The 12,499-nt window shown below is 39.2% G+C and carries 9 protein-coding genes and 2 pseudogenes; 3 read left to right on the top strand and 8 right to left on the bottom strand.

The window, feature by feature from the left end:
* Positions 1–678 precede the first annotated feature (678 nt).
* From FH971_RS08970 to FH971_RS08960, 3 genes are read left to right on the top strand one after another with little or no spacing between them, the layout of a single operon-like run.
* Entirely contained in the window at positions 679–1,473 is a 795-nt protein-coding gene (locus tag FH971_RS08970; protein WP_140234069.1) for a polyphosphate polymerase domain-containing protein, read from the top strand.
* Between the two features lies 1 nt (position 1,474).
* On the top strand, positions 1,475–2,101 hold the full coding sequence (locus tag FH971_RS08965; RefSeq protein ID WP_140234068.1) for a DUF4956 domain-containing protein: 627 nt from the start codon (positions 1,475–1,477) through the stop codon (positions 2,099–2,101).
* On the top strand, positions 2,098–3,177 hold the full coding sequence (locus FH971_RS08960; RefSeq protein WP_140234067.1) for an OprO/OprP family phosphate-selective porin: 1,080 nt from the start codon (positions 2,098–2,100) through the stop codon (positions 3,175–3,177). The genes FH971_RS08965 and FH971_RS08960 overlap by 4 nt, the downstream gene beginning before the upstream one ends.
* 177 nt (positions 3,178–3,354) lie before the next feature.
* On the opposite strand, the gene FH971_RS08955 is transcribed toward FH971_RS08960, so the two are convergent.
* The 8 genes and pseudogenes from FH971_RS08955 to FH971_RS08920 form a co-directional block, all read right to left on the bottom strand.
* Positions 3,355–5,028 carry a methyl-accepting chemotaxis protein gene (locus FH971_RS08955; protein ID WP_140234066.1) on the bottom strand — a complete coding sequence of 558 codons (1,674 nt, stop codon included), beginning with the start codon at positions 5,026–5,028 and terminating at the stop codon, positions 3,355–3,357.
* Positions 5,029–5,403: 375 nt separating this feature from the next.
* Complete coding sequence (locus FH971_RS08950) at positions 5,404–7,086, bottom strand: ABC1 kinase family protein (RefSeq protein WP_137220879.1); 1,683 nt, start codon at positions 7,084–7,086, stop codon at positions 5,404–5,406.
* Between the two features lie 11 nt (positions 7,087–7,097).
* Positions 7,098–7,781 (bottom strand): DUF6781 family protein, encoded by a 684-nt coding sequence (locus FH971_RS08945; protein WP_140234065.1) that lies wholly within the window; start codon positions 7,779–7,781, stop codon positions 7,098–7,100.
* A gap of 127 nt (positions 7,782–7,908) precedes the next feature.
* A complete protein-coding gene (locus FH971_RS08940; protein ID WP_240778463.1) occupies positions 7,909–8,256 on the bottom strand; it encodes a carboxymuconolactone decarboxylase family protein in 348 nt (115 codons plus the stop codon).
* Between the two features lie 486 nt (positions 8,257–8,742).
* Positions 8,743–8,873, bottom strand: a pseudogene (locus FH971_RS20535) (transposase); the annotation flags it as partial.
* Positions 8,874–9,151: 278 nt separating this feature from the next.
* Complete coding sequence (locus FH971_RS08930; protein ID WP_140234064.1) at positions 9,152–9,607, bottom strand: DUF6789 family protein; 456 nt, start codon at positions 9,605–9,607, stop codon at positions 9,152–9,154.
* A 756-nt stretch (positions 9,608–10,363) separates the two neighbouring features.
* A pseudogene (locus FH971_RS08925) lies at positions 10,364–10,519 on the bottom strand (transposase); the annotation flags it as partial.
* 276 nt (positions 10,520–10,795) lie between these two features.
* Entirely contained in the window at positions 10,796–12,049 is a 1,254-nt protein-coding gene (locus FH971_RS08920) for a YeeE/YedE family protein (protein WP_140234063.1), read from the bottom strand.
* Between the last annotated feature and the right edge of the window lie 450 nt (positions 12,050–12,499).

Raw genomic sequence — 12,499 nt, 5'->3', positions numbered from 1 at the left:
ATAAACTGTATTATAATTGTTGTATAAAAATGGTAAAGCAACGAAAAATAATCAAACAGGCTCATCAATATATAACGGTTATAATAGCTGTTACTGGAATCAAAAATGCTGATTGCAATCAATATAGCAGAAAGTTGTGATACTAAAGTAACCCACAAAATCGGGCTGTCTATGCTTACGATACTGACGTTGTTAACTGTTTAATTTTATTGGTGTTTTTGTTGCCAATGTCGAGTAATAACAGTAACTCAATTTCTCTTTAGCGCCATTTTACCTCGATTGATTATACTGCTCACGTTTAAATTTAGCTCGCGAGTCAAAAAATCAATATAAGTTAAGTATTTACTCTCACACAGTCAATCGAGTTCCATTCTTACAATGACTAAGCACAACAAAGAATGCGATAGCACTATCATTTATTGCTTTCTACAAGCTATCTCCACACTTCCCTCATCCTTTCTGCACAATCTATTTGTATGATTTAAATTAGATAAAGGTTTCTTATCAAGCTATCGGGTAAAAGCTTAACTACATAAGGAAGGTAAATGTTTAATAGACAAGATAACAACACTCTACAAAATTTTCCCGTATGTGATGATCAATACCGTATTAAATGCGCTAGCGACCGGACAAACCTCAGCATAAAAAATCCAACACGGTTACAGGTAAACAACACTAATGAAAACTGATAACCATACCATCGAGCAATTGCTGACGACATATGAAGGACACAGTCTTGCCGATCTACATCATGCTAATTTGCAAGATAGAGTAGATTCTAAATTTATCTTACCGCTAGATGTTTTACCTGATCTACTCAAAGCGGCTCGCTCTCATTACAGCGTCTTACAAATCAATGGCAAACGTACGGCAAACTACTTCAACCAATACTTTGATACACAGGAGATGAATTTCTACAAAGATCACCACAATGGCAAGTTAAACCGCTTTAAAGTTCGTAAGCGTACTTATTTAGACACGGATACCCAATTCCTAGAAGTAAAATTTAAAAACAATCATAAAAGAACCATCAAAAGCCGTGTCCGTTGCGACGAAAGTATCCAGTGCGATGATGATAACCAATCATTTATTCGTAAACATCTTGGTGTCAATTTTGACGATTTAAGCGTGTCTCAACAAGGTGGCTATGAACGTATTGCACTAGCCAATGAGGCCATCCCTGAACGCCTTACTATAGACTATAACCTCTGGTATCAGTCTTCTAATGGAGTGGAGCGCATTGAACTCGATGGTTTTTTTATCGTCGAGCTAAAGCAAAAAAAATATTCAAAAAATTCTCCATTTTATCAGATGATGCCTACCCATAATTTTTCCCCTATCTCTTTCAGTAAATACTGCATCGGCTGTGTACTGCTTTATCAACAAGGAATTAAATATAACCGTTTTAAACCCACTCTGATGAAACTGTCCTCTTTAAACCAACAACATCCTACTGCGCCATGGAGTTATTGATATGACCGAAATTACGTATGATTTTCTTGTTCTATTTTTAGTGAATTTTATTTCCATCGTTATACTTTGCTACGGTTGCTATTACCGTATTAATAAGAACGCTAACGTGGCTGGATCCTTCGTTTTATTTGGCATTGGTATATTTTTAATCACGTTCTTACTACACGGCATCGACATGTCGATGGAATTTGCTTTTGGTTTGTTTGCCGTGTTCGGCATGCTGCGCTATCGCACGGATACCATCTCAATAAAAGAGATGACTTACCTGTTTTTGGTTACTGCCATTGCACTGTTATCTGCTGTTAGTAAACTGCCTATATTAGAGTTGTTTTCAATCAATGGATCTTTGTGTTTTATTGCTTTTCTGGTCGATACCCGCTTTTTTCAAGGGCACAATCAAATACAGCGGATCTCATACGAACGTATCGATAATATTAAGCCTCAAAATAGGGCGCTATTGCTGGCCGATCTGCGTGAACGCACTGGTTTGCAAGTTACCAGCGTGGATATTGAGCATATCGACTTTCTCAGAGATACCGCTGAGCTCATCGTGCACTACACTCCGTCCGATATACTACAGAAAGATCATGCCTCCAGTCCTAACAGTCAAATAGAGACGCATTCATGAAAAAACTCATATCTTATTTAACGCCAACATTATTGTTGTTGGCATCCAGTAGCTCAGCAGCCGATTACCCTGAATTCAAATGGGGAGGTTATATCATGCTCGATCATGATCAATTCTCAGATCTTTTCCTAGAAGATGATGAATCTGATAATTACGGATCAGATGTGCGTCGGGCGCGATTAAGCACAAAAATCAAATTTAGTGACAACTGGAAAAGTAAATTTCAAGTTGATCTGTCTGATGGTGATGCTGTAGAGATTAAGGATGCCTATCTTCAATACCAAGGCTGGGACTGGGCGACTATTACAGTGGGTAAACAAAAAGAGCCCTTTGGTTTAGAGAAACTCACCGGCTCTCGTAATACCTTTATGATAGAGCGCAGTATGGTCACTGAAGCTCTGGCACCAGGACGCAGTGTTGGAGCTAATCTAAGCGGTAAAGAAGGTAACGTTAATTGGGATATTGGCTATTTTCAAGACGAGGATTCTGCAGATAACTATGGGGTTACGGGTAGACTGACATGGGCTCTAGTCGATCCCGATGATAACTTCATCCATCTTGGTGCCGCGTTAAGCGAACGCCACTTAGGGGGCGATGAATTTCGGATTAATGAACCGTTAGAGGTTTATTCCAGTGATTCATTACTAGAAGGGACCCGACTAAACGCAGATGATGAATCGCTTGCGGGTATTGAATTGATGTGGCAGTACCAAGGCTTTGTCTCCATGGCGGAGTGGATACAAGCTGATATTGACGATCCTACAAAAGGAACCCATCACTATGAAGGTGGCTACTATCAAATGAGCTATCCCCTATCGGGTAAAAATCGCCACTACAAAAATGGCAAACTTAGCAGCATTAAAGCTAATAACGACTGGGAACTTACTTGGCGACTGAGCCAGTTTAACTTAATAGAAGAAAACAGTAAGGCTCAAACCTTCTCCGTTGGTGTTAACTATCTGGTCAACGAAAATTTAATGTTCAAGGTCAACTATATTAGAGCCAAACTCGAAGATGATGGAGAAACATATAACGCTGACGATGCCTTTTCACTGCGTGCTCAATATAGTTTTTAAATTGTGAACCTAAATAGGCATTTAGGATTATCTTTATTATCATGCTTTATCGATACTTAGTCACACTGTTTCATATTCAGGCATTTTTACACATTTAAATCAAAAAGCCCTACCATTATTCATGGTGGGGCTTTTGTTTAACTTTTACCTCAATTAACTTTATCGAGCCAATCAATATTAGGTTTTAAAGTGTCCTACAAGTTCATTCAATTGACTGCCTGAGATGGCTAATGAAGAACTAATGGTTGCGGCTTTTTCTAGATCATCATTCAGTTCAAAGACAATATCTTGAATATGAGTCAGATTTTTGGTGATATCTTCGGCCACTACACTTTGCTCCTCCGCTGCCGTTGCGGTTTGCATCCCCATATCATGAATTTCACCTACAACGTTTTGTATATCAGATAGTCGAGTTTGTATTACTGAAGAGTCATGGATCGTTTGCTCACCACGATGTTGACTTGCAGACATCGTTATCACGGCTTCTTTAACACCAATTTGTAAGTTAGTCAGCATCTGATTAATTTCTTGAGTACTGGCTTGTGTTCTGCTTGCAAGTGTACGGACTTCATCGGCAACTACTGCAAATCCCCGCCCTTGCTCGCCCGCTCTGGCGGCTTCAATCGCAGCATTAAGTGCCAAAAGATTAGTTTGCTCTGCAATACTACCAATGACGTCAGTCACACTAGTTATACGATCAGTTTGTTCGCTTAACGATTTAATCGCATCTGAAGTGGTATTCACCTCAGAAACAAGCTGATGAATACTATCAATAGCTTGAGATACTTCTTGTTGAGCGCTATTAATCTGACTATTAGCAGAGCTGATGGCATCTGAGGTTGTATTCGTATTATTTGCCACTTCTCGTGCTGTCGCTGCCATCTCGGTAATGGCCGAGACGACTTTTTCTGTTTCTTGGCTGTGTATATGCATCGTTTTTACTGAGTTTTTGGTTTGTAAATCGAGACTCTTTGCCGCTTGTTGTACTGAAACCGAACTATTTTTTACCTCTGTTATAATCGGTTGTAAGGTATCCATAAACTGGTTGAAGGCATCACCAAGTTCGGCAATTTCATCTTTACCTTGAGTTTGCAGGCGTCCGGTTAAATCACCATTACCATGTGCGATTTCATTGAGTTTATCGAGCATCGAACTTAATGGAATAAGAGAACGATTGACGACAAAAATAACGGTACTTGCAGTAATAACGAGTCCCAGAATGGCAATCATAATCGCAAAGCTTAAATCTTCAGTCAGTAAGGCTTGCCTCTTTTCAATATATATAGTGACTTGGTCATTAACGTCGTCGACATAGATACCCGTACCCAATACCCAATCCCATTTATCTATGTATTCGGCATAGCCTAGTTTTGGTGCTTGCGCATTAATGGACGGTTTATTCCATGAGAAATCGAGGAATCCCTCGCCCTTGGTTGCAGCATCAATTAACCCTGCTATTACAGGCACACCATTTTCATCTTTTAGAGCATATAAATTTTTGCCTTCTAGTTCTGGCTTTACGGCGTGGAGAGTATTAACCCCTTTTGAATCATAAGCGAAAAAATAACCATCATCGGCAAAGCGCATATTTTTAAGAATTAGCTTGGCTTGCTCTTTATTATTACCGTTCACATCGGTGTCATAAAGAGCCTTTATGGCAGTTCGTCCCATGCGCAAATTGGCTTTGAGGAAGGTTTGATTTCTTGCCACCAACTCTTTTTTATAATCAATGGCTTGATTCTCAAGATCTGTAATTCCGTTTAAGTAAAAAGTGATTGTGACAAGTAAGGTAATAAGGATCAGTGGCAGCATTGTTAACAGAAGTAGCTTTCCACGACTTTTAAAGTCCATTTTTATTTCTCCAATATAAAGATCTACTTATCTATATAGGCTATATTCCTCAAAATTCCATGTTTGTTGTATTATTTTTAGTTCCTTATCGATTTCTAATCATTTTAATATTTATGATTCATATGCTGTTGTATATTTAAAAACATCTAATGACGCTTTGCTGAGACTAAAATAATTACAGAAATTCAATCGCTAATATGAGTGGAGTTAAATACCAACATTAGTCAGGCATTTTACCAATGAAAGGGATTTTTGATGGCTGTAGAGTGATGTGTAAATACAGGATAAAAATCCTTGATGAGGTTAATGTAAAATAGTTACAAAACGACAATTATGCAAGGCTATGTTTATCTATGGGTATGAGTAATAATCTGCTTACCTCCAGCGTCCACTAGACCAGATAGAGAACAACAACCATATTCCACCAACCACAGCGCCCATAAATCCGAGTATGCCAAATAATGGCAAGCCAAATAACGTCGGACCTCCGTCAACGGTCATCACAATAGAAGAACCAATAATCATCGCCGCGACCACATTACCGACGGCCACTCTGCTAGCGGCACGATCAAGTTGATTGCCAAAGGTTTTTAAACGCGTGACATCAACATGTAACTGGAATCTGCCACTACGCGCGGAACGTAATAGTTGTTGTAAATCTTGCGGTAATCCGGTTATCAACTCAGTGGTGTCGACAATAGCTTGCCAACCTCTCTTCGCCATTGCATCTGGTGCGTTTCGTTCTAACATTAGCTGGCGTAATAACGGCTTTGCTTCCGTTACCATATTAAAGTCAGGGTCTAACTGCAAAGCAACACCTTCGAGAGCTATCAATGCTTTAATCAATATAATGATATCCGGGGGTAAGCTAAGTCCATGTTCTCTAAGCAGTGACATCAACTCAGTAAGCATCATGCTCAAATGGAAGTTTTTTAACGACACACCATGATATTTATCAACAAACTCTTCTACTTCAAAAGTAAGACTTTCACAATTGAGCGGAGGATCGCCAGCCCACCCCAGCAATACATCAACAACACGAGGAGCATCAATCTCAACCATGCTATGTAAAAGTTGTACAACTTGATGTCGGCGATCCATAGACAATCGTCCAACCATACCAAAATCAATAAATGCGATGCGATTTTCAGGCAGATAAAAAATATTACCTTGATGAGGATCCGCATGATAAAAACCATCAATCAGAATCATTTTCAACGCAGCTTGACCGCCATACTTAGCTAACAGTTTTCTATCTAATCCCGCCTTCTCCACTGCTGCGATATTTCGTCCAGGGATGCCATCAATAAACTCTTGAACATTGACACGTTCACTGCACCACGACCAATATACTTTAGGAATAACAATATTTGGATCACCAATAAAATTTTTGCCCATTCTTTCAGCATTACGACACTCAGCTAATAAATCCAATTCACGCCGTAAAGAGTGGGTAAATTGACGTACCACCTCACGGGGTCTAAAACGTCGTAAAGCCGTTGACTCTGACTCCATCAGCTCAGCAATGCGGGCAAGTAAACGTAAATCTGCTTCCATTATCGGTCGGATCCCTGGCCTGCGAACCTTAATAATCACTTCTGTCCCATCTTGTAAGCGAGCTCGATGAACCTGCGCAATGGATGCGGCGGCAAAAGGTGTAGGATCAAATTCTGCAAAAGCTTCTTGTGGACTGCACCCTAGATCTTGCTGAAGTTGTTTATTGATTAACTCAAATGGCACCGGAGGAGCTTGATTCTGTAATTTTTCAAATTCAGTAGTCCATTCTGGAGGAAATAGATCCGATCGAGTGGCAAGAATTTGTCCTAGTTTAATAAAGGTAGGCCCCATTTCAGTCAATGCATGACAAAACCTGACGGGAGATTCTAAATTGGTGATGTCTGAAGTATGCTTCCAATGCATTGCTTTACCGGCGCCATTAAACATATTCGCCAAACCAAGTCTACGTAGCACATCGCCGAAACCATAACGGATTAAGACCGAAGCAAGTTCATTCAGTCGGCCAATATCTCGAGCGGTACTTAATGTCTCCCAAAGCATGGCTCACCTATCTATTGATGTTTATTGTCTGAAGACTTGGATGCTAACTTCTCGTCCAATTTTTGTGCAATCGCGTCAAGAAAACCTGCTGCCGCATAAGCGATGTTGCTGGTTACTTTCGAAGCAGAATCGACTCCCGCGGTCACTGTTTCACTTAATCTATCACTTATTTGATAATTTAATAATTTTACGATTTCTGTCGCTTTTTGGCCGACTGCTGTACCCGTTAAACGACCATGACGAACCAAATCATTTAAAGTTTCAGATACCGTCTCATTTGTCTCTTTTGCGGCCTCTTTCAACGTATCTAAATACATGGTTTCGAGTTCACTAAGGTCATTAATAGAACGCTGAAAATCTTGTTTACTAAATGTTTTAACATGTGAACTGGCTTCTTCCACGGCTAATTTTGATGCCTCCGCGGCAGAACATAAGGCATCATCAAGACCCGACACGGCTTTTGCTAACTTGTCCTGACCATCATGGCCATGAATAACAGCACCTAAACCGGCGCCTTTCACCACGCTGCTGGTAACCTGAGTAATCTCATCGAGATCTAATTTACCGTCACTCAATGCTTTAAGGGTAATACGACGTACGTTTTCTCTTATATTACCATCGGCCTCAACCGCTTCTTTAATGTCACCTTCAAGATGTTGACGATTATTATTTGTATCACTGTTAACTGTACCCATCACTATTCTCCTATACAATATCAAACCACTCAGCAGCCCAAAAATAAGTATTAACATCTGAATTTTTACTTAATGTTGTTTCTATTTTGTGCTTGGTTTTGAATAATAAGCTTCTGTTCTAATTAGATTATATTCCTTGCTCTTGATATTGACTGACAGCTTGCATGGCCTCTATTCCGTAGACCATTGATGGACCACCACCCATAAGCATAGCCACTGACACAGTTTCAGCTATTTCTTCTTTACTGGCTCCTGCCTGTAATGCGTCATGGACGTGAAACGTAATACATCCATCGCATCTAACCGTTATTGCTATGCCAAGGGCAATCAGTTCCTTAGTTTTACTGTCTAGCGCTCCTGGAGCAATAGATGCCTTATGCAGTTCAGCAAAGCCTTGCATTGTCTGGGGAATGGCGACTCCAAGTTTTTCCATCCAAGTACCGAGCTCTTTATAGTGTTCAGGAAAGTTTTTCATAGATGTCTCTCTTTACAATTAGATTTGAAAAGATCCGAAAACCCACCACCTAATAAAAATAGGTTTATCTAATAAATCTAAGCCAAATATTTCAGCCAATCCTTGATGCAACTCAATGATGTAGTGAATAGTGGACAATAAATGCTCACTAATGAATATTTCCTCTGCTAGATGCTTATTTTTGTGTATGTTCTAAATTTAGTTGTGTATTGGAATGAATATCCATTGACGTCGCAATAGGGGGAACGCTTTTAACATCTGATTGACTTGTAGGTTGTAGGTTGTAGGTTGTATTTTTTAAACTGAAATCTATTTAGCAAGTCCTAAATTAATAAAACAAACTAAAGTGATATTGCGGATATTTTTGTTAAATTACCTTCCCCCAAAATTACTCACTATAAAAATCTGTTTAACCCATTATTTATTAATTGATTTTTCAATTACTCACCAACAGAGTTGTTCATTTCTTGATTATAAATTCTACTCGCGACGACGTTCAAAATTCTCGCCTGTTGAATTATCAATTCCGCACAAAAAAGCCTTACGTACCAACCAGAACAGCTGTGATAGTAAGGCGTATCTTCTAGGCTAACGATGGTTTGTCTAGGTTTGGCCATCTTAGGTTACCTGTTAAAGATAAAGTTAACTAAAGCCTAATTGAGTGTTTACTATTTAGCCACTTGGGATGGGCCATGTTATTTGAAGCGTAGTTCACTGTTAATTATTTAGTCGTCCGGTGTGGGTGACCATGTTAATTTATCGGACTAATTTTAAAGCCCGCACTGCGGGCTTTATTGTTACTGGCCTATGCTACCAGCTCGATACCGTTTGACAGATCGGCCGGTTTCTCGGCAAATACATAGCCATATATGGCCATGTTAATAAGATGCGTTTGTTAGACCTTTCCACCCAATTTCGAAAACACTAACCCCATAACAGCCCCAAAAACAATATGTAACATCAATGTCATTACCGGCGCCATGATTCCCATAGATAAACCAAAGAATCCTGCACCACTCATTGGCATAGGGCCAATCATCATTAACAACCACGCAGCGACACCCAGAACAATCCCTTTAATGATTTGTGAACGACCAGGTAGTACACCATTAAGGACTGCAAAGGCTGTTCCCCAGGCCACCGAACCAATAACAAAGTGCATGACCCAGCCAATCATCAGATTGACTTCGGTCCCCATTTTTTCGGCGGCCATAGTGGACATCATGTGAACTGGATCTAACCCGGGCATAATACCCATATTTTTCTTAAGAATCATTAGACCCGTTAGCACCAGTGTGCCAATAAATCCGGCGATAATACCTTTAAAAATTGCAGATAAGTTAAACGACATAATTATATTACTCTCAGTTTAGCCCTATGGGTCAATGGATATGATATGAATAAGTAACTACTTATTTGTAATCTCTCATCTAGTATGTTTTTTTGATATTACCCTTTAACTTTATATCCAACAAGTTTAGTCATGTTATTGTTCGATACTTAAAAATTTTATACCAATAAAAATTTCTTGACCTGTTCAACTGTATTCTGACACCCTATCTTCATTATAACCTAACAACTTATTCAACAGCACGCCAGATAAAGCAGATCATTTAAGTTATTGACGAATAGATCCTAAATTCTGTATCTTTGATGTAAAGCAATAAATTAAGTTCAGCCACATAGACCTTCCTTATTACTTTAAGCTTACTTATCGGGTTATTTAATTTTAAATAAGCCAAAAGTCATTATCACTCCATAAAAACTAACTCATTAGCTATGGGTTATATAATTATCAAATCAAGCTTTCTGCACAAGAGAAATATTAATTGGCATTTTATGGGAAAATTAAGCTAAGCACAGTTAAATAGAATTTTAGTTCTAAATAATGTTAGGGCTTAAACGTTCTAACCTTGCCACATGCTAAGTCCCTCCCGATCATCAAATCTCATATTCAATTTTTCGCTACAAAGAAACCAAGCCATTTTCATGATAATTAACATAACGGCTTTTTAGCTTTGATTGCGGCAGTCTTCAGCGCTATTGAAACACGTAAAAATGAATGTAAATTATCAACAAACTTAGTGCTAGATTTAAAATGTTGAGCAATGCGGCGTTGAATGCTGGTGTGGTCTGAAGCTTCTAGAGTGTTGGTCATTTGGGACCGAATAGACCTTTGTATTAATAAATATTGGTCAACATAAGCCATACAGATTAGAACTGCTGTTTCGTCGAGTAACGTTTGGCATTTAAACAGCCCTTCCCGCAAATTCATCGGGAATGGATTAAAACAGCTTTAGCTGGCCCGAAGGGTGAACGCCATGAATGGCGGCGAATAAATCTTCCTGTGCACCTATCTACTTTATTGGCCATGTTAATTCTCGAATCTTTAGTTTTGATAAATAGCACAGAGCAACCGTTCTGTGCTACTTACTAATCTTCTCGTTTCATACAAAAGCATTAAAAAAGATCATTTATTTACGACCAAACGACCCCTATCGGCTTCTAATTAGAAACTAGCTCTCTACAGAGATCGATATTATTTAATCAGGGAATGATGAAGTTTATTACCTAAAACTCCCCCAGAAAGTAAAAATACCAAGTAAATCCAACCGGATAATGAAAGATTGGCAATCGGTGTGAATAAGGCGCCGACATTACAGCCGTTGGCAAAACGAGTACCGAAGCCCATCAGTAACCCTCCTAAAGCAAAAAGGGCAAATTGTTTTGCAGAATGATTGATTTTAAATGAGAATGAAAATTTACCCATCAGCAGAACAGCAATTAATGTCCCCACCATAATGGCAAAATTCTGCACTGAAATACTATGCTCGAAAAACGGAGTAGTAAACATACCGGCAGGTCGATAAGTAAAGTCAGCAATATCATTTGCACCCATGCCAAAAACCATTAACACTTTACCAAACCAGATGCCGAAGGGTGTTGATGCCCCCCACCCTGCACCCGTTGAGACCATCATAATACCGAAGATCAAAGATATCACCAGCGCCGCTGTTTTCATTTCCCATAGATTACCAATCCATCTATGATAGGTTTCAACACTAAATAAAGTAAAATGCTGCTGAGTATGTTTTTGGGGCATTTCTTGACGTGCAGTTTCACCGACAACACCCAAGAATGTCCCTTTCGCATGACGGTAATTTTGATATTTTTTAGCGAAAAAAACCACGATCAAAGCAAAAGCGATGCTCACTAGAATTGAAATAAAATAGCCGTTCAAAGGCCCCCAGGTAAATAGATCCGGCAGGAATACCCCTTTCCCAGCAAAACTACTGGAAGAGAATGACGTGGTTGTTATCCATGTTTGTGTCGCCTGCAATGGAAAACCAAAAAACACCCCAGCACCAAAAAAAAATAATGTCGTCAATGCACGCGGAATATCGCTCACCAATTCAACCATCACCCCCGTGGCACAGCAGCTTGAAAGACTCATTCCGGCACCAAACATGACGCCCCCCAGCACTAAGCCCAGGTTTATAGGGTTTACCCATAAATTATAGCTGCCGGGATTGGCATTCAGAAGTAAACCCGCATTAATAATGGCGGTAATAACAAACATAAACATTAATGTCTGCAACAATTGCGTTGAACCGCGGCGATACGCACGGTTAACACTGCCGGCAAAACCTATAGACCCCTTTGTTAAGGCAAAACCAAGGCTTAAACCGAACAATAAACGCAAAAAGAGCGATGAACTGTCAAGGAGCACTGCCCCTAAAAGGAGAGAAGATATGGCGATAATAATGCCAAATGAAGCTTGTTTTTTATCCATGGTGCTAATCCAGAAGAAATGAAAAGTAGGCATTCATACACTGCGCATTTTTGAGTTGGTATGAAATGAACCGTGGATTATTCTCTTGCAGTGGTTATAAGTCCAACCCTTCTTTATAACTTATTGGTCTATATTCATCGGTATATTTATATTGAATAATAAACCGACTGCAAAAAATCAATAATGATTGATTGTGGTTAGTACAATTTTGTTAATAAAAAAGCGTAACCTTACGGGCTTAGTGAAACATGAGGAGCTTCTATTGAATAATCAGATTATGTCTTAACAATGCCATATATGGCATATTATCAGTCACATTGATCAATTAACTTTATTTGCAAATAGACGTTAGAAGCCTCTTTTAGGGAGATATTCTATAGCCTCACCGCCCAAATCAGGTGTAACTTAAAATTGCCCCTCATAATTTTACTAAGCTAACGATTGTCTATT

This window comes from Shewanella polaris, assembly GCF_006385555.1.
GTDB lineage: Bacteria > Pseudomonadota > Gammaproteobacteria > Enterobacterales > Shewanellaceae > Shewanella > Shewanella polaris.
The sequence above is the reverse complement of the archived record's forward strand: the minus strand, read 5'-3'. Positions and strand labels throughout refer to the sequence as shown.